At 62.5% G+C, this 18,907-nt stretch carries 15 protein-coding genes and 1 pseudogene; 8 read left to right on the top strand and 8 right to left on the bottom strand.

Annotation, left to right across the window (positions count from 1 at the left end; all coding sequences use genetic code 11):
* Positions 1-7 precede the first annotated feature (7 nt).
* Positions 8-1,411 carry a DUF2130 domain-containing protein gene (locus FVA74_RS11010; protein ID WP_147722414.1) on the top strand — a complete coding sequence of 468 codons (1,404 nt, stop codon included), beginning with the start codon at positions 8-10 and terminating at the stop codon, positions 1,409-1,411.
* 5 nt (positions 1,412-1,416) lie between these two features.
* Here the strand turns inward: FVA74_RS11010 and FVA74_RS11005 are convergent, their stop codons facing one another.
* From FVA74_RS11005 to FVA74_RS10995, 4 genes are all read right to left on the bottom strand, one after another.
* Positions 1,417-1,800 carry a type II toxin-antitoxin system VapC family toxin gene (locus tag FVA74_RS11005; RefSeq protein ID WP_168220115.1) on the bottom strand — a complete coding sequence of 128 codons (384 nt, stop codon included), beginning with the start codon at positions 1,798-1,800 and terminating at the stop codon, positions 1,417-1,419.
* Entirely contained in the window at positions 1,797-2,054 is a 258-nt protein-coding gene (locus FVA74_RS13625) for a hypothetical protein (protein WP_168220114.1), read from the bottom strand. Before FVA74_RS13625 ends, FVA74_RS11005 begins: the two co-directional genes overlap by 4 nt.
* Before the next feature lie 47 nt (positions 2,055-2,101).
* Positions 2,102-2,512 carry a hypothetical protein gene (locus FVA74_RS11000; protein ID WP_147722410.1) on the bottom strand — a complete coding sequence of 137 codons (411 nt, stop codon included), beginning with the start codon at positions 2,510-2,512 and terminating at the stop codon, positions 2,102-2,104.
* Between the two features lie 797 nt (positions 2,513-3,309).
* Positions 3,310-5,460, bottom strand: a complete 2,151-nt coding sequence (locus tag FVA74_RS10995; RefSeq protein WP_206022631.1) for a nuclease-related domain-containing DEAD/DEAH box helicase — start codon at positions 5,458-5,460, stop codon at positions 3,310-3,312.
* Positions 5,461-5,592: 132 nt separating this feature from the next.
* Here FVA74_RS10995 and FVA74_RS10990 point away from each other — a divergent pair, with 132 nt between their 5' ends.
* From FVA74_RS10990 to FVA74_RS10970, 5 genes and pseudogenes are all read left to right on the top strand, one after another.
* On the top strand, positions 5,593-8,250 hold the full coding sequence (locus tag FVA74_RS10990) for an SNF2-related protein (RefSeq protein WP_240792224.1): 2,658 nt from the start codon (positions 5,593-5,595) through the stop codon (positions 8,248-8,250).
* Positions 8,251-8,299: 49 nt separating this feature from the next.
* A pseudogene (locus FVA74_RS10985) lies at positions 8,300-9,471 on the top strand (IS3 family transposase).
* Between the two features lie 32 nt (positions 9,472-9,503).
* Positions 9,504-10,796, top strand: coding sequence for a DNA methyltransferase (locus FVA74_RS10980; RefSeq protein WP_240792223.1), 1,293 nt, complete (start codon positions 9,504-9,506; stop codon positions 10,794-10,796).
* Entirely contained in the window at positions 10,796-13,768 is a 2,973-nt protein-coding gene (locus tag FVA74_RS10975; protein WP_147723197.1) for a DEAD/DEAH box helicase family protein, read from the top strand. Before FVA74_RS10980 ends, FVA74_RS10975 begins: the two co-directional genes overlap by 1 nt.
* A gap of 31 nt (positions 13,769-13,799) precedes the next feature.
* The gene (locus tag FVA74_RS10970) at positions 13,800-15,536 is read left to right on the top strand and encodes an ATP-dependent endonuclease (RefSeq protein WP_147722406.1); all 1,737 of its coding nucleotides are present in this window, start codon (positions 13,800-13,802) and stop codon (positions 15,534-15,536) included.
* Between the two features lie 19 nt (positions 15,537-15,555).
* Here the strand turns inward: FVA74_RS10970 and FVA74_RS10965 are convergent, their stop codons facing one another.
* Positions 15,556-15,984, bottom strand: a complete 429-nt coding sequence (locus tag FVA74_RS10965) for a VOC family protein (RefSeq protein ID WP_240792221.1) — start codon at positions 15,982-15,984, stop codon at positions 15,556-15,558.
* Here FVA74_RS10965 and FVA74_RS10960 point away from each other — a divergent pair.
* Both FVA74_RS10960 and FVA74_RS10955 read left to right on the top strand, forming a co-directional pair.
* Positions 15,984-16,355: a YccF domain-containing protein gene (locus FVA74_RS10960; protein ID WP_147722404.1), complete on the top strand. Its 372-nt coding sequence runs from the start codon at positions 15,984-15,986 to the stop codon at positions 16,353-16,355. The genes FVA74_RS10965 and FVA74_RS10960 overlap by 1 nt on opposite strands.
* 62 nt (positions 16,356-16,417) lie before the next feature.
* Entirely contained in the window at positions 16,418-16,720 is a 303-nt protein-coding gene (locus tag FVA74_RS10955; protein ID WP_147722402.1) for a putative quinol monooxygenase, read from the top strand.
* Between the two features lie 29 nt (positions 16,721-16,749).
* Here the strand turns inward: FVA74_RS10955 and FVA74_RS10950 are convergent, their stop codons facing one another.
* The 3 genes from FVA74_RS10950 to FVA74_RS10940 form a co-directional block, all read right to left on the bottom strand.
* Entirely contained in the window at positions 16,750-17,514 is a 765-nt protein-coding gene (locus FVA74_RS10950) for a hypothetical protein (protein ID WP_147722400.1), read from the bottom strand.
* 149 nt (positions 17,515-17,663) lie between these two features.
* Positions 17,664-18,407, bottom strand: a complete 744-nt coding sequence (locus tag FVA74_RS10945; protein WP_147722399.1) for a hypothetical protein — start codon at positions 18,405-18,407, stop codon at positions 17,664-17,666.
* 2 nt (positions 18,408-18,409) lie between these two features.
* Positions 18,410-18,757 (bottom strand): PadR family transcriptional regulator, encoded by a 348-nt coding sequence (locus FVA74_RS10940; RefSeq protein WP_147722397.1) that lies wholly within the window; start codon positions 18,755-18,757, stop codon positions 18,410-18,412.
* Positions 18,758-18,907 lie beyond the last annotated feature (150 nt).

Here is an 18,907-nt window from a genome sequence, read left to right as displayed (position 1 = left end):
TCTAGAGATGAGCACGCAAGAGATCAAGTGCCCGGGCTGCGGCACGGTGTTCACGATCGACGAGTCGAGCTACGCCGACATCGTGAAGCAGGTGCGCGACAAGGAGTTCGACCAGCAGCTGCACGAGCGGCTGGCGCTCGCCGAGCAGGAGAAGAAGGCGGCGCTCGAACTCGCTGAGGCGAAGGCCTCGGGTGCGCTGAGGGATGCGGCGGCGGCGAGTGCGGCGGAGGTGCAGGAGCTGAAGGCGAAGCTCGAGGCATCCGAGGTCTCCCAGAAGATGGCGGTGACGGAGGCGCTGGCGCTCGTCGAGAAGCAGCGCGACGCCCTCGCGAATGAGTTGGAGCAGGCACGCAGGGACAAGAGGGCCGCTGAGGACCTCGCTGCGGAGCGGCTCGCGGCCGAGCTGCAGAAGACAGCGTCGGAGAAGGATGCCCAGATTCAGGAGCTGAGGTCGCGGCTGTCGTCTGTCGAGGTCGCGAAAAAGCTGGAACTCACCGAGGCGCTCAATGGTGTTGAGAAGGAGCGCGATGAGCTTCGCAACGGGCTCGAGAAGGTGCAGCTGGAGAAGCAGCTTGAGGTGACGTCGCTCAAGGAGCGCTTTGAGGTGCAGCTGAAGGATCGCGATGAGGCGATCGAGCGGCTGCGCGACATGAAGGCGAAGCTCTCGACCAAGATGGTTGGCGAGACGCTGGAGCAGCACTGCGAGTACGAGTTCAACAGGCTGCGGGCGACGGCGTTCCCGCGCGCGTACTTCGAGAAGGACAACGACGCGCGCAGCGGCAGCAAGGGTGACTTCATCTTCCGCGACACGGATGCTGCGGGCACCGAGATCGTGTCAATCATGTTCGAGATGAAGAATGAGGCGGATGCGACGGCCTCGAAGAAGAAGAACGAGGACTTCTTCAAGGAACTCGACAAGGACCGCAGCGAGAAGGGCTGCGAGTACGCGATCCTGGTCTCGCTGCTGGAGCCGGAGAGCGAGCTCTACAACACGGGGATCGTGGATGTCTCGCACCGCTACCCGAAGATGTTCGTCATCCGCCCGCAGTTCTTCATCCAGATGATCACGCTGCTGCGCAACGCCGCGATGAGTGCGCTTGAGTACAAGACCGAGCTGGAGCTGGTGCGGGCACAGAACGTGGACATCACCAACTTCGAGGCGCGGATCTCTGAGTTCAAGCAGCACTTCGGGCGCAATTGGCGGCTCGCGTCGGACGGTTTCGACGAGGCCGTGCACCGTATCGATGAGGCCATCAAAGACCTGCAGAAGGTGAAGGATGCGCTGCACAAGTCGGCGAACAACCTGCGGCTGGCGAACGACAAGGCCGAGGATTTGAGTATCAAGAAGCTGACGCGGGGGAACCCGACGATGGCGGCGAAGTTTGCTGAGTTGGAGGGTGTGGCCGAGTAAGGAGGCTAGCGCACGACGGTGTGCCCGAGGTCGGCGGCGACGCGTGTCAGTTGTTCGTCGAAGCTGGCGAGTGGGGCGGATGCGTGCGCTGCTGTGGCGATGACGCAACAGTCCGGCATTTTGAGGCCTGTCGTGGCGCGGAGTTCGGCGAGCAGAAGGGGTTCGCCTGCGGGGCTCTCGTGGTTGATGATGCCCATTGCTCGCAGGTCGCTGAGCAGGCGGTGCGCTCGGCCGGCGCGTACGGGGCCGACGAGGATTTCGGCGAGCGTCAGGGGGTGAAGGATGAATCCCGTCGCCGCGTGCTCGCGAAACAGGTCGGCTGCGCGGTCGTGGTGCGGGTCGCCGGCGTCGAGGAGGGCGATCACGACACTCGCGTCAAGGGCGATCACGCTGGCCAGTCGGACTTGAGGTCGCGCAGGTAGTCGCGGCCGTACGCGTCCGTGTATGCACCCTGGACGCGTGCGATCGCCTCCTTGCGGGCTGCCTCGTTGGCATCGGCGGCGAGCGCGTCGCCCCCGGCGAGGATGGTGCGGACAATGAGTCGGGACCGCGGCTCGCCTGGCCATAGCTGGGCGGCAGCGTCGAGTGCGCGCGCGACGGCGTCGGTCTCGGTGACTTGGTAGCGGGGGCGGGCGGTCGGCATGGCGCAAGTGTACCACTGCGGTCTCAGGTGGGTCACTATCTGTGATCTCAGCATTCCGCGCCCTTGAGGATGCCCCAGCGGGCGACGCGCAGCTCCCCGAAGGCCATGTCACCGGCTTCGATTGTGACTTCGTTCACCTGGATAGGTGCGTCCAAGAACCGTTCGTTGCCGGAGTCGTCGACGATGCGCACGTTGCTCGAGTCGATGCATGTTGTGACGACGAGGTAGAGCTTGCCGTCGTGGGCGAAGAGTTGCTCGAACTGGGTGGCGTGGGCGCTGTACCTCGGGACCACAGTGATTCCCTTTTCGGCATGTGACCGCGCTACCGCTCGCTCTTCGAGGACCGTCTCCGGTACTGCGACCCGTGACAGGGCATCGGAATCGGCACCCTCCGATTCGTATACCTCCTCGACGGCTGCCCAGTAGTCGAGGAGAAGTTCATCAGCGAGCTCGACCATCGCCTTGAAATCGACGGGAGGAGTGTCCTCCTGGGCAGACTCCACCGCCCGCGGCGTCGCCGGAAGCACTGGGACACAAGCGCTGAGAGACAACACAGCGGCGACGGTGATGGAAGCGAGGAGGCCTATTCGAGTCATGGCGCTCAGCTAAAGGGAAGCTGCGGCTAGCCGCACCCGTCGAGCAGTCTTGCCGGGGAAAGCTCCGCAGTGCGCATACTGTGGAGGATTCGCCTTTTGGCTCGGCCCCTCCGAGATGATCAGTCTCAAGCCGGTGCGCTGTGCGGTCCTCCCCCGAGGGGCCGCGCCTCTTGCCGAGCATGTCTTGCGTACACGGCTGATTGCTGTCGCGATGTCGGCGTATGGGTACAGATGCTTGTTCGAGCCTCGTCCGTCTCGGCCGAGTTCTCGAGCGTCGTCAAATATCCAATGACCGCGCCGCGCCTTCTTCGCGTGGACCAGCGTCATACGGCCGTCAATTGCGTTCGCAAGGCAACTTCTAGGTGACCCAGCGATTCCAACAGCGCCGCCGACATGTCGGCGTTCCAGTCGTAGAGGGCAGCGGCTCGCTCTACGTCGCCGCTGCATTCTGAGGCGTAGTGCCGAAGTCTTTCCGGCGAGAAGTGCTTCTCATAGAAGGCCCAGCGTTCGTTGACCCTCAAGCTCCGCTCTCGTAAGCTGATCTATGAACACCCCGGATCCGTCCCTGTAGTCCTCCTCGGAGGGCCGATCACACGGCCGGGGTTTTGCTTTTGTTGGGGGTCTAGGAACCGGCCCGATGCTAACCGCTACCACCTAGCTCAACAGCTCCCCATCCACAGCCGGTCGCGAGCCCGCGTGGCGGCGACGTAGCGTTCGCGGTAGGCGCGCAGCATCCGCTCGTCGTTCGGGTCGGGTTCGGTGGGCAGCGGGGGAGTCCACGGCAGCAGCACCGCCTTGAACTCGAGGCCCTTCGCCCGCTTGATGGTGCCGACCTTGAAGCGGTCGACTGGCGTGCCTTCGTAGTCTTCGAGGTTGATGGCGGCGACGCTGGCCGTCTTCAGTAGCGCAAGCGCCTTCTTCACCTGGTAGTTGGTGTCGCACAGCACCGCGATATCGCCCAGCGACGTGTCGTCGTTGGATGCCGCCTGCCGCACCCGCCGCACGATGGCCGCGTCGTGCTCGGCCGCGCTGGCGAAGTGGTCAAAGACCGGCGGATGCCCGTGGCGGCGCAGCGACTCGAGCGCCTCGAAACCCGCGTCGGCCGCAGCATCCGGTGTCTGCGCACTGTCGTCGATGTCGACGTAGCCGGTCGCGGCGATGGTCTTGTTGGCGAAGTCGAGGATCTCGACCGTGTTGCGGTAGTTCACGCTGAGGACGACGCCGCGTCCGGCGAGCGAGATGCCCGCCTCGCTGAGCACGTAGCCGCCCGGGTAAATGGACTGTTGGCCGTCGCCGATGAGCGTGAAGGCGTCTTGCTGGTCGCCGACTAGATGATGGAGCATCCGGATCATGGCGAGGGAAAGGTCTTGCGCTTCGTCTACGATGACGGCGCTGTAGCCCTCGAGGGGGTGCCGTTGCAGGGACTGTTCGGCGAGGAGGATGACGTCGTTGAAGTCGTGGATTCCGGCGGCGCGGAGCCGCGCTTGGTAGTCGAGGTGGAGGGCCCAGACGGCGCGGCGGTCGTCCATGTTGAGGCGGATGCTGCGGCCGGGGCGTGCACATTCGGCGTAGGCCTCAAACGTCGTGAGTCCCCGGCCCTTGATGACCGATTCGACCTCTTCCCGCCAGTAGTCGTCGTCGCGGGTGCCGGCACGCGCGGCGAGGCGGTCCTTATGGGGCGAGGCGAGCGAGGCCCAGGCGCTCTTCCATTGGGCAGTCGCGCCGCGTCCGTCGAGCTTGTGGCGGATGCCGCGCTCCTTGAGCAGGTCAATGGCCCAGCGGTGCACGTTGACGAATTCGACTCGGTCGGCGACCGCTGGGTCGAGGCGGGCGAGTAGGTTCGACATGACGGCGGGGAGGGTGCTGACGAAGGTCGTGAACAGCACTTTGCCCTCGGGACGCATGCGGGCGAGGTAGGCCGCGCGGTGGAGGCCGACGACGGTCTTGCTGGTTCCGGCGGAGCCGCGGATTCGCGCGGGGCCGTTGAACGTGCGGCGAACGAGTTTCGCCTGGCTGGGGTGGAGGAACGTCATCCACCCTTCGATGTCTTCCGCGAGCTTGGCGATCGTGAGCGTCTCGGCGACCTCTTCTTCGCTGAGCAGCTGCTGTTCGGCGAAGAGCTCGTCGGGGATCTCGTCGATGAGTTCCTGCACGGCGGGTTCGGCGATGAGGGTCGGGATGCTGGTGATTTGGGGTCCGATGTAGGCGGGGAAATGCTGCATGGCCACCGTGAGCACGCGTTCGACCTCGCCGATGCTGAGCCGGTTGCCCCGGCTGGCGAAGTAGCGGTGGATGTCGTCGGCCCCGACCACCTCCACGGGCCCGACTTCGCCGATGCGTTTGCTGTGGCCGTGCATGGCGAGCACGGCTCGGACTTCGCCGGGCGCGAGACCGACCTCTGCGAAGGCGGACTCGGCGTCGTTGGCGACGTCGGCGAGGCGGAGGGCGTCATCCGTGACATCCGCATCTCCACGGAACATGCTGCCGCCGGCGATGGTGAAGTCGTTCCAGTGCTTGGAGTCGACGATCCACACGCCGGACGGCCCGACGACGATGAGGTCGAGCTGGGCCGACTTGGAGCCAGGCCACTTGCGGTCGGCGAGCAGGTGGTAGCCGTGAGCGAGGAGCGGAGCTAGCCGGTGGGCGAGCTTGCGTTCGGCGATCGCGGCGGCGGCGTAGCGGCCCGCTTCAGCTTTCGCGCTCGCCGCCTCGCGCGCGAAACTCGCGCTGAGCGCGCTCAGGCGCTGCGCCTGCTGTGCTGCAGAACCCCCGGCCGCCATGTGATCCCCCGATCGACGTGTGAGGGACATTGTTGCAGGTTCGCTGGTGCACCGGTCCGCGCAACTGCACCCCTTATCGGGGGCAGCGGATGTCTCCCGTGGTCGATAGCCTGAAGCAAGATGAGCAGGAATCGCAGTCCAAGCGGCTGTGGAGGGAGTCCGGTGGGGGAGAAGGACGCGTCATCCGTCAGCTCGGCGGCGCCTGATCTTACGGACTACCAGGCGAAGTACTACGCTCACGAGCTGCAGCGCAGCTACGCGAACGACCACGTAGGCAAGTTGGCCGGCCTGCTGTTTGATGCGCAGGTGGAGCCGAAGCCCCATCAGATTGACGCAGCGTTGTTTGCGCTGCAGACCCCGTTCCTGCCGGGTGTGATCCTCGCGGACGAGGTCGGTCTCGGGAAGACCATCGAGGCGGGCATTGTCATCTCCCAGTACTGGGCAGAACGCAAGCGTGACATTCTGATCATCGCGCCTTCTAGCCTGCGGCAACAGTGGCAGCAGGAGTTGCACGAGAAGTTTCTGATTCCTTCCGATCTACTGGACGCCAGGTCCAAGGATTCACTTCTTTCGCCAGCTAGACAGCGCTCGCCCAAGGTGCTCATCTGCTCATACGAGTTCGTGCTGCGTCATGAACAGTCGCTGCTGAAGGTTTGGGACTTGGTTGTTGCGGACGAAGCTCACCGGCTGCGTAACTACTGGAACGGCAAGGCCAAAGTCTCGGACGCAGTCGCACATCTGGTGGCGGGTGCCTCGAAGACGATCCTGCTGACGGCGACACCGCTGCAGAACCGACTGGAAGAGTTGTATGGCCTCGTCTCGGTGTTCAGCCCGGACTACTTCTATTCGCTCGATGCTTTCCGCGAGCGGTATATAAAGAACCGCGATCACTCGGGCGATGATCTGGCGGACCGCGTGGCGACTATCTCGAAACGTACCTTGCGTCGGGATGCGGACAAGTACATTCACTTCACAAAGCGTCTGCCGTTGACGGTCGAGTTTGAGCCGTCCGCGGACGAAGTGCGGCTGTACGACCGGGTCAACGACTACTTGCAGCGTGATGAGTTGCTGGCCTTCGCCGGCTCGCAGCGTCATCTCTCTGCCTTGATCATCCGTAAGCGACTCGGCTCGTCGACCTACGCGGTGGCGAGCACCCTGGAGAACATCGCCAACCGGCTCGCCGGTGAACTTGAGACCGGCCAGCGACGCGACGCCCGTGGCGGGCTGTTCCTCGATGACGATCTGACGAGCGACGAGGTCGAAGAAGCCGAGGAGATCCAACAAGAAGAGTTCGGGCCGGGTGCTGATGTGGTGGCCGATCCCACCCTGCGACAACGAATCGAAGCCGAGGTCGCTGAGCTGCGTGGCTTCGCAAGCCTCGCACGTTCAATCACGGTCAACCGGAAGGCCGCCAAACTCGGTGAGGCGCTTGACCAGGGCTTCGCCCGGCTCCAAGAGATTGGCGCGCCACAGAAAGCGATCATCTTCACCGATAGCACTAAGACCCAGGAGTACATCGCCCGTCACTTGCGTGACATCGGGAGTGGTGACGGGCTGGTGCTGTTCAACGGTTCGAATAACTCGCCTGAAACAGCTGCCATCTATCAGGACTGGCTGAAGGCCAACAAAGACGGCGACCTGATCACCGGCATCCCTGCTGCCGACCGGCGTAAGGCGTTGGTGGACTACTTCCGCACCGAGGGCACGATCATGATCGCCACTGAGGCGGCAGCGGAAGGTATCAACCTGCAGTTCTGTTCCATGGTGGTCAACTACGACCTTCCGTGGAACCCACAGCGAGTCGAGCAACGCATCGGCCGGGCACACCGGTTCGGGCAGAAGCACAATGTGGTGGTTGTGAACTTTTCGAACAAGGGCAACATCGCCGAGCAGCGGATTCTTGAGCTTCTCGCGAACAAGTTCCACCTGTTCGAGAGCGTCTTCGGTGCCAGTGACGAGGTGCTCGGCGCGATCGAAGACGGGCTCGACTTCGAGAAGTCCATCAGCAACATTCTCACTAGCTGCCGGACAGCTGATGAACTCAATGAAGCGTTCAAGCGACTAGAGACCGAGTACTCCGGTGAGATCTCCAGCGAGATGGCGCGTGCCAAGGCGAAGGTCTTCGACAACCTCGACCCGCATGTACAAGACCGGCTGAAGGCCTATGACACCGAATCTGGTGAGGTGCTCAACAAGTTCGAGCGACTACTCCTTGCCGTCACCAGGCACGAGCTGGGCGGTCTTGCCACGTTTGAGGGCGATGGACGTCACTTCGTGCTGCATGACTCACCTGTCGATGATGCCCCGACTGGTCGCTACTACTTCAAGTCGCAGCCGCTCGATAACGCACACCAATACCGCTATGCCAGCCCGCTTGCCCGGTACCTGCTTCAGGAAGCAAAGGGACGGGAAACGTCGAGCCGCGAGCTGGTGTTCAGCCTCGGTGCCTCAGCTCGGGCTAGCGCCGCGGTTAAGGCACTCGTGGGGCGAAGTGGCGAGCTGACGGTGGGAATGACGACCTTCAGCATGAAGGCCAAGCACGACGACGTGTCCGAGTCGTACATGCTGGCCGGGGCCATTACCGATGAGGGGGACTGGCTTGATCACGAGTACGTGGCCGACATCCTTGATCTCGCTTGCGTCAGCGTGAGCGACACACCCGTCGCCGTAGACGAGGCGAGGTTCGTGCCGCATCTGGATGCTCGCCGAACCGAGATGGAGAAGGAAGTCCAGGGTCGTAACTCCCGCTACTACGACCAGCAAGAAGAACTGATCTACCGCAACCAGCAGGATCGGAAGGCGGGACTGCTGAAGGTTTAGGTGACTCCTGATCTGGGGCGAGATGCTCGCCTCTGGAAGGATGTTTGCCATGCCGAGAGCGTTTCCGAAGGAGTTCCGCGATGATGTCGTCGCGATCGCAAGACGCCGTGAGGCGTCGTTTGCGCAGATCGCGAAGGACTTCGGGATCTCCGAGTCCTGTGTCCAGCGGTGGGTCAAGATCGCCGAGGTCGACGACGGCGTCAAGCCCGGGGTGAGCTCGACCGAACATGCCGAGCTGCGAGAGGCGAAGAAGCGCATCCGTTTGCTGGAGCAGGAGAACGAGGTGCTGCGTCGGGCGGCGGCGTATTTGTCGCAAGGGGTTCTGCGCAGCCCAAAATGATCTACCCGCTCGTCCGCGAGCTGGCCGCGACCGGCGCCCCGATCAGGGTGCCGGTCGCGGTGACGTGCCGGGTGTTGAAGATCGCCAAGCAACCGTTCTATCGATGGTTGCGCAGGCCTGTGGCGGATCGGGATTGGGATGAGGCCCAGCTGATCAACGCGGCGATCGATGTGCATCGGGAGGATCCGGTGTTTGGGTATCGGTTCATCGCCGACGAGCTGGCCGACCTCGGCTTTGAAGTCTCGGAGCGGCGGGTGTGGCGGGTGTGCTCTCAGCAGCGAATCTGGAGCGTGTTCGCCAAGAAGAAGGGCGGCAAGAACCGCAAGGCCGGCCCGCCGGTCCATGACGACTTGGTTCGTCGCCGCTTCGCCGCGGCCGGACCGAACCAGCTGTGGTTGACCGACATCACCGAGCACTGGACCGCCGAGGGAAAGGTGTATTTGTGCGCGATCAAGGACGTGTTCTCGAACCGGATCGTGGGTTACTCGATCGATGACACCATGACCTCGCAACTGGCGGTGAACGCGCTGCGGATGGCGATCCAACGCCGCCGCCCGGTCGGCACGATCGTTCACTCGGACCGCGGCAGTCAGTTTCGTTCCCGGCGCTTCGTTCACGAACTCAGCGCCGCCGGGCTCGCCGGATCGATGGGACGGGTCGGTGCCGCCGGAGACAACGCCGCGATGGAGTCCTTCTTCGCACTACTCCAGAAGAACCTCCTGAACCAGCACCGATGGGCAACTCGCCAGCAGCTCCGCCTGGCGATCGTGTCCTGGATCGAGGCGACCTATCACCGCCGCAGGAAACAGCGAGCGTTGGGCCGTTTGACGCCGATCGAATTCGAGACCATCATGACCACACCGGCCGCACTCGCGGCCTAACCCGAAGAGTCACCAAGACCTTCAGCAGTCCCGTGTTCGGTGAATCCAACTTCATTGAAAACTATGTCTGGGAGTCGAACTTCCGCCCGGACAACAGTTCACGCCTTCAACGGGAGAACGCACAGCACGTCCTCTGCTACGCGCGCAACAAGACAATGATTTCCGGACTCATCGGTGCACAGAAAGCGACTGAGGGGCTTCCGTCGCTTACGAAGAGCTCGATGAAGGAGTCCACGCTTCGTCTTGAGCCTGAATGGGTAGAGTTCCAGATTGCTGACGGGGTTTACGAGCACGGAGATCGCGGTTCGGGGTATCACCTGGAAGACGATGTGACGATTGAGGATGGTATCGCTCAGGCCGCGTTTTCGCTGACAGGACGAGTCATTTGGTCGCAGCCATACCTCGAAGACCAGGTGGCCAACGGCACCAAGATCGTCATCAAAGGAGCTGGGTTCGTTCCCTACTCGAGGAAGCTGGCGACATCTGATCTGGCTCCAACGACTCTGGTGCCGAAGGACACAGTCGGCGATGTCCTCGCTGGGAACGCTGAGATCAAAGGGTTGTTTGGGAAGCCGGTCTTTAACCACCCCAAACCGACGACCCTCCTAAAATACCTCATTCGATCAGCGACTAGTGCCGACAAGGACGCACTCGTATTGGACTTCTTCGCCGGGTCATCAAGCACGGCCCATGCGGTACTGGGATTGAACGCAGAGGATGGCGGGCGGAGGAAGTTCATGATGGTGCAGCTTCCTGAGCCAACACCCGAGGACTCGGTCGCACGCCAGGAAGGCTATCTGACCATCTCCGACGTGTCGCGGGAGCGAATTCGCTTGGCGGCACAGCAGATCGCGGGGCAGAACACTCCGCTCGATTTAGGTGGCCAGTGGGATATTGGATTCCGATCCTTCTCCCTCGTCGATACCAATTTCTCAAAGTGGAAGCAGTCGAGCGATGTGGATCTAAGCGACCTCGAACAGCACATGCTTGATCTCCGCGAAAGCAGCAGCACTGACGATGCCTCGCCGGATGATCTGCTCGCCGAGATCTTGCTCAAGCAGGGCTACTCACTGACCGAGAACATCTCTCCGACCGAGATCGCTGGCCTCGACCTACGTTCCGTGCTCCAGCCAGGCGGTGATGTCGCCGTTCTCGCCTACATGGATGAGCACGTCAAGCCAACGCTCGAGCAGCTGCGTGCGATCGTGGATGCCGACCCTTCGCGGATGATCCTTCTTGAGGATGCGTTCCAGGGCGACGATGAGCTGAAGACCAACCTGGTTCAGTTGGCGAAGTCAAAAAACATTGAACTGTGGACGGCGTGATGAACAGCTCAGGATTTCAGTTCGACCCGAGTCAGCCGTTCCAGATTGCGGCCATGGACTCAGTTGTCGACCTCTTCGATGGGCAGCCGAAAGACGCCGACAAGTTGGTAATGACCCTTCGCGGACAGGCTGCCTTGGCCGACACCGATCAGGCTGTGCTCGATATCGATCTCACCCAAGAAGTGGGAGCCATCGGCAACAACATGGTGCTCGATGAGTACACGGTACTGGCGAATTTGCAGCGTGTGCAGGATCGAAACGGCTTGGAGGTTTCGGGCGAGCTATACGGCAACGCCCTCGACTTCGACGTCGAGATGGAGACTGGGACCGGTAAGACCTACGTCTACCTCCGCACCGTTTTCGAGTTGGCACAGAAGTACAACTTCACCAAGTTTGTGATCCTCGTGCCGAGCGTCGCCATTCGCGAGGGCGTCAGTACCAGCATTCGACTGATGCGGCAGCACTTCAACAACCTCTACCCGAGCTATCCGTTTGATACGTCTGTGTATAGCGGCAAGAACCCTGACGAAGTGCGACCATTTGCGACGTCAACAAGCGTGCAGATCATGATTATGACGATTGACTCAATTCGTGGAGACAAGAGCACTCGCGTGCTTCATCGGGATCGGAACCAGCTGAACGGCTTACGCCCTATCGACTATCTGAGGGCCACCCGCCCAGTGGTCATTATGGATGAGCCGCAGAACATGGAGTCGCAGCTCTCGCAGTCGGCCATCGGCGAACTGGATCCTGCCTTCACCCTTCGTTACAGTGCGACGCACAAGAAGCAGCGGAACGTCGTCTACCGGCTCGACCCGGTGGATGCACACGACCTTGGCCTGGTAAAGCAGATCGTGGTGGCCGAAGTTCAGCAGCAAGGTGCGGATGCCACTCCGTACATCAAGCTGGTGAAGGTCAAGCGAGAGCCGACGTGGACTGCCCGTTTGGAGTTGTCGTGCCGGAAAGCCGACGGGTCACTGGAGCGTCGCGAAGTCAGCGTGAAGCCCCATCAGGAACTGTCCGACGAGCGTCTGACCAACAACCCGATCTACCAGGGTTGGCGTGTCAACGAGATGAGCATCGAACCTGCGTACGTCGACCTAACGACGCACGGCTTCCTTCACGAGGGCGAGAGCATCGGTGGATCCAGCGGTGCGATCTACAAGGAGATGATTCGCGAGACCGTTCGCGAGCATCTGCGTAAGGAATCGATGCTGCGGGACAAGGGCATCAAGGTGCTCAGCCTGTTCTTCGTCGACAAGGTGGCTAGCTTCCTCGGCGACGGTGCAAGCAACGACGATGCCAACGGCGACTTCGTGAAGTGGTTCGATGAGGTGTTCATCGAGGAGCGTGCCAAGTCTGCCCGTTACCAGGAACTGCTGCCGCAGGCACCGAGCGAACTCCGACGGGCCTACTTCTCGCAGATCAAGCGTGGCAAGACCACCAGCTTCCACGACAGCACCGGCGTCACCAAGGCCGACGACGATGCATATGAACTGATTATGCAAGCCAAGGAACGACTGCTCGACGAGGCCGAGCCAGTGCGTTTCATCTTCAGCCACTCCGCACTTCGTGAAGGCTGGGATAACCCGAACGTCTTCCAGATCTGCACCCTCCGCGAAATGGGTGCCGAGGTTGAGCGGCGACAGACCATTGGTCGTGGACTCCGACTGCCTGTCACCAAGACCGTCGACGGCTTCACCCGTGTAGCCGACCGCAGCATCGCGACCCTGACAGTGATCGCCAACGAGTCCTACCTCGCGTTCGCCAAGAGCCTGCAGAACGAGTACAAGGCGGCAGGTGTGGAGATTGGCCGAGTGCGTGTGAGCGAGTTCGCCAAGATTCCTCGCCATGCTCAAGATGGCTCCGTCACCGATGAGCTGTTTGGCTTCACCAGGTCGAAGGAAGTCTTCGACCTCCTCACACTGAACGGGTTCCTGGCCGATGGTCAGGTGACGTCGAAGTTCCTGCCGAACACTTTCGAGTTCTCGCTCGACCTGCCGGTGTATCTCAATGAGTACGAAGAGCAGATCATCGACCTCGTCGGCCGGACGAGCATCGAACGGTACGTCAAGCCCAAGAGCAATCGCCACCCGCGTGCCCTCAACAAGCAGCTCTACGCAAGTCCGGAGTTCGAAGAGTTCTGGCACGCGATTAGCCGCAAGACGACCTATCGGGTGAGCGTCAAACGAGACGCGATCATCGACAACTCGCTGAAGGCAATCCACGAGTCGCCGAAGATCGACGCACTTCGCATCCAGGTCACCCGAGCCGGGATGAAGGTGCTGCGAGGCGGTGCGAAAGGCGAAGAGCTTGGCACCAGGTCAGCTGAGCTTAAGGGCAGCTATGACCTGCCGGACATCATCACCGAGCTACAAGATGCGACTTCCCTCACCCGTAAGACGATCGTCGACATCCTGATTGGTTCGGGACGTCTTGATGAGTTCATCAACAACCCGAACGACTTCATCGCGATGGTCAAGCGTGCCCTGAAAACAGAGCTCGCCAGGATCGTCGTCGAGGGAATCCAGTACGAGAAGATCGCTGGCTCGGTGTACGAGCTGCGTGATCTGCAGGCTGACGGTCTGGAGGAGAAGGAACGCTTCCTGGACCAGATGTACCAAGTGCAAAACAAGCAGAAGACTGACTTCGATTACGTGGTCTACGACTCAGACGTTGAGCGTCAGTTCGCCGAGAAGCTCGATACGCGCGAGGACATCAAGATGTTCATGAAGCTGCCGGCAAAGTTCAAGATTCACACCCCGGTGGGCCCCTACAACCCCGACTGGGCGATAGTCAAACATGAGGACGGCGAAGACCGCGTCTACATGATTCGCGAGACGAAGAGCACCCTCGACGACTCGAAGCTCCGACCGTCCGAGGTTGCCAAGATTAGGTCAGCGAAGGCGCACTTCAAGGCGATTGGCATCGAAGACTACGACAAGGCAGTACCTGGGAAATGGAACCTATGATGCGGAGGCGGCTTGAAAGTGTGTTGACGTCATGACCGTTTCCCATGGGATTCTGCTCACAAAGCTCAAGATCGAGAAATTCCGCGCGATCGGGCACGCGGAAGTTGATCTTCAAGAGGCGACAGCGCTCGTGGGCCAGAACGGCTCAGGCAAGTCCTCGGTGCTCCGCGCGCTCAACGCCTTCTTCAACTTCGAGGACGAGCGCGCCGATTTTGAGGCAGGTCGACACGCGTACCAGAGGAATACAGGTTCCAGAATAGAGATCCTGATTGATGGACTTTCGCCTGATGCTGCCCTGCCGTTCATGCAAGTAGGGGCGAACACGCTCCGTGCGCGATTCAAGTTCACACGGCAGAAGCCGTCCTGGGACGTCTTTGCGGGCGGTCAGTGGCACAAGGCACCGGACGGCTTCCGGGAGGCGCTTCGAAAACAGATCTCGTTCGCGTTGGTGCCGACTCGGCGAGACCATGAAGTTGCGCATGGTGCGGAACATGGTCTCCTCGGGAGAGCAGCCGGGGAGTGGATCGCCGCGAATCGTCAACGCGACCGAGTGAGCCCGAGACTGGTCGAGATCGGGGCGTCGTTGAAGAAAAATGCGCTGACCGGATTCCAAAAGCAGCTTCGTAAAGTTGCTCCTGTCGACGGCCCGTTCAGCTTCGAACTCGACTTCGCATCCGACCCGGATTACCGCCTCCTGCTCCCGAGCCTAGCGATTACGGTCAAGGAAGGTGGGCAGTCCATTCGGCTCGAAGACTCGGGGTCGGGGACGCAGAGCATGGCCATCTTCGCGCTTTACGCGTACTTGGCTGAGATAGAGGGCAAAGTTTTCATCCTTGGAATGGAAGAGCCGGAGCAGAACCTGCACCCGCAAGCCCAGCGTCAACTCATGAAGAACATCATTGGTATGGGGCTCCAAGTGGTGTTTACTACTCACTCGCCGACCATCGTTGACACGCTGGAGCATGAACAAGTAGTCCTGTGCCGTCGCGCTGAGGGGAAGGCTCGTGGCCTGGAATCACGACTCTCCCAGGTGCGGCAAGATTTCTTCACCCGGTGTGGCATCGACCGAGATTCCTATTACCGCTTTCATCGGAGGCAGAACTCGGAGTTCCTTTTCGCGGACTTTGTGGTGGTGGTGGAAGGTCCAGCAGACGCAGCGGTTGTTTCGACGCTCTTGGACGACGCGGGAGTCGATGCGACCGCCCTCGGCATCAACATTGTCACCCTCGATGGCGTTACCTCTATCGGGCACATGTACCACCTCATGAAAGAACTTGACGTCGCTTCGGCCTACATCGTCGACAAGGACTATTTCCTCCCCTACATCAAAACTGATCGGGCTCCGAGTCTCGACGCGGCCGGATATCCTCAGTACCGGCCGGAGCTGAAGGCGGGGACGCTGCTGCCGACATTGTTCCCCAAGCCGGCAGATCAGACGAAGGCAGTTAAGTACCTGCACGGCAACCACACCGAGGCGATGAAGATGCTGCGCTCGGTAGGCGTCTTTTGTTTCCGGTATGCACTCGAGATTGACCTTGTGGCAGCTCAGATACCCCGAAGTCGCCTCTATGCGCATCTAAGGGTCTCGCCGCATGAGCAGACAGAGAACCATCTGCTCAAGCAGCGCTACTCGGGCAAAGGTATCAAGAGTGTAGAGGCGATTGTTCAGGCGATCTCCGGGCTTTCGCCGACGGCGCTCCCCAACTCCTTCAAGGCAATCCGACGCGAAATCCCAATAATGGCGGCCGCCGCTCGCAAGCATCCCTAGGCAGGCCTGGGCGATTCGCTCAGCGCTCCGCCCACACCGCCAGCTCATTCCCGCTCGGGTCGGCGAAGTGCAGCCGCCGCCCACCCGGGAACTCGTACGGACCCTCCACGACGCGACCTCCGGCGGCGGTGATCGCCTGCTCCGTGGCATCCAGATCCTCGGAATACAGGATCACGAGCGGTCCGCCAGCCGGGCGCGGCTCAGGCGCGAGTGCAAGCCCGCCCGCCTCGCCCTCGCCGTCGACCGCCACGATCCCGGCATACTCGGGGCCGTAGTCATTGAACGTCCACCCGAACGCCGCCGAGTAGAAGGCCTTCGCGGCCTCCAGATCGGTGACGGTCAGCTCGACATAGTTGATCCCGTGGTGCAGCGGCTTCGGCGACCTGCGCACACGGTAGCAGCGGCATCCGACACCGACCGGGCGAAGCCTGTCAGAATCAGCCCACAATGAAGACCATCCTCAACGTGATCTGGCTCGTGCTCTCGGGCTTCTGGCTGTTCCTCGGCTACGCGCTCGCCGCCGTCATCATGTGCGTGCTGATCGTCACCATCCCCTGGGGGATCGCCTCCTGGCGCATTGGCGTCTACTCGCTGTGGCCGTTCGGCAAGACCGTTATCGACAAACCCGGCACCGGGCTGGGCGCGATGCTCGGCAACATCATCTGGGTGGTGCTCGCCGGCGTCTGGATCGCCATCGGCCACATCCTCAGCGGCGTCTCCCTCTGCATCACCCTCATCGGCATCCCCTTCGGCATCGCCAACTTCAAGATGGTGCCCGTCGCCCTCATGCCCCTCGGCAAGCAGATCGTCGACCAGTAGAGCAGCGGATGCCGCGGCATCCGCCCCTCGCCAGCGTCAGTGGCAGCCGCTACCGTGACGGCATGACATTCGCGAACGTGGGAACACTCGGCACCAAGCCCGGCAAGCGCGACGAGGTCGTCGCCATCCTCACCCGCCGCAGCCCCGAGCTCAGCGAGGCCGGATGTCTGCTCTACGAAGTCGGCATCAACGACGATGAACCCGACACCGTCTTCGTCGCTGAGCTCTGGACGTCCGCCGAAGCTCATCGTGCGTCACTGCAGCTCGACAGCGTCCGCGCCGCCATCGCCGAAGCGATGCCGCTCTTGTCGGGGGAGATGGGCGGCAGCCAGTTCACGGTCGTCGGCTCGCCGTTGCGCGATTAGATGGTCGCGCCCAGGGGCGGTCCACGAGCTCAGGCAGGCCCCAGCACCGTGTTCACGATGTCGGCGGTATAGCCAGCGGCAGGCCAGTCCACCCACTGCGTGGCAACGAGCAGACCGTCGCGCGCGATGATCGAGTAGCCGTGCGGGCCGAAGCCCTCCTCGCCCGGAACCTCCTTGATGTAACGCACACTGCCCAGCTCATTCACGCCCGTGAAGCCGGCACCCACGAGCGCCTCCGTCACCTGCATCGCCTGCTCATCGGTCACCTCCGCGACGACCGTCTGAATGCCCACATTGAAGTTGTCCGCGAAACTCCACGTGCACTCCAAGTGCGGCGCCGCCGCGATCGTCGACTCGACCACCGCCGGCACCTCCGCGCCGAAGGGCTGCTCCCGCGGCCCCGTGTTCCCCTCCGACAGCACCGCGCCTGTCGCGGCCAGCTCCTCGTAGTAGGCGGGGCTGAAGATATCCCGGCACGCGGCAGGCAGGGCGGATGGCGCGGGCTCGGGTGTCTCGGACGGTTCCTCTGCTGGGGACTCCGCAGGGCTCGGCTCCTGCGAGGTCGCCGGCGCCGTGGCATCCGCGTCGCCCAGGTTCATGACCGCGAAGGTGACGCCGGCGCCGATCGCCAACAGCGCGACGACGCCCACGACGATCCAGGGCAGCACCGTGGTGCGCTTCGGCGAAGCAGCAGGTTCGGATGCGAGGGGCTGGGCCTTCTTCTCCGCGGCAGGAGCGCGTTCGGGCTCCGGCTCGTTGAGGCCGCCCAGGAGCTTGTCGAAGTCGTCGGTCACAGGAGTGTCTCCTTGTCGTCGGCGGTTCCCCGAACCGCGGGCAGCGCGCCCCAGCGTCGCAGGGGCACCCGCCCATTCTCCCGGACGCGGCGGCCAAGCGGCGCAGACGCGCGAGGGTGACGGATGCCGCGACATCCGCACCCTCGAACTCAAGCGATGGCGTTGGTGAGCAGCAGGCCGAAGGCGAGCATCACGACCGTGAGAATCGGGAACTGCAAGACCATCACCCGGGCGAACCAGGTGGTGCTCGGCTTGGGCTGTTCCCCCGGGCCGACGATCGGGTCGTCGAGTTGCTGGGCGCTCTTGCTGCGCCACTCGAGCACGCTGCCGAGGGTGAGTGCTGCGACGCCAAGCGCGGCGACGATCGCGGCCGGGATCTCAGCGACAATCGCCGGGAACAGCAGGAGCGCGCCGAGTATCGCCCCTGACCACAGCGCGAAGATGGCGACCGCGAACCACGTGTGCCGCACGGCGAAGCGCAGCACCTGCGTCGACCGGAAGTGCAGGAGGGCGACCGCCGCGAGCACCATCGCGACCAGCACGAGCGTGCCGACGCTCAGCTCGAACACGCCGCCGTCAAAGACCCACGCCTGCACCCCGAAGATCGTGAGCAGCATGCCGACCAGGCCGAAGACGCTGCCGAGGATCCACGAGAAGTCGAGGGCATCCGGAACCTGGCCCCGCGCCGACGCTTTCGCGTACTCCCGGGCGTCGCCGAAGGCATCCTGAGCGGTCTCGCCCGACTCCGCGACGTGGCTCTCGACGAGCGCGAGGGCGTCTCCGATGCGGGTGCCCGGCACGTCGAGGAGGCGCAGCTCCAACACGAAGTCCTCGACCCAGGCGGGGTTGACGCTCGGTGCGAGCCGCAGGTAGTCGTTGCTCGTGGTGTTCATGGTCAACCCTTCTTCTCGAGCGCCGCATCGGTGAGCGCGCGTGTGACGGTGGTGAAGGCAGCCCACTCGGATGCCTGCTGAAGCGCGTGATCGCGCCCGGTTTCGGTGAGCGCGAAGTACTTGCGGCCGGGGCCACCATCGCCGGGGCGCCACTCGACCTCGACGTGGCCCGCATCCTCGAGACGGCCGAGGAGGGGGTAGAGGGTGCCGCCCTTGACCTCGCCGAGCCCGGCATCCGCCAGTCGCTGGATGATCGCGTAGCCGTAGCTCGGGCCGTCGAGCAGCACGCGCAGCACGCACACCCCCAAGACGCCGCGAAGCCACTCGCTAGGCCACTGTCCCTGAAACATGACTAGATCGTATCTCTGACTAGTCAGGCACGTCAATTAGTGGCGTTCTGGAGTCGGGCAAATGCACGTTCCCCGGGCTCGGGAGAGTGCGTATGTCGGATGTCACGGGCGAGAACTCGCTTGAGATCGCTCATGTGCATCCTCCCGGGC

Source organism: Salinibacterium sp. dk2585 (assembly GCF_008001035.1).
In the GTDB taxonomy this organism is placed as follows: Bacteria; Actinomycetota; Actinomycetes; order Actinomycetales; family Microbacteriaceae; genus Homoserinimonas.
The sequence above is the reverse complement of the archived record's forward strand: the minus strand, read 5'-3'. Positions and strand labels throughout refer to the sequence as shown.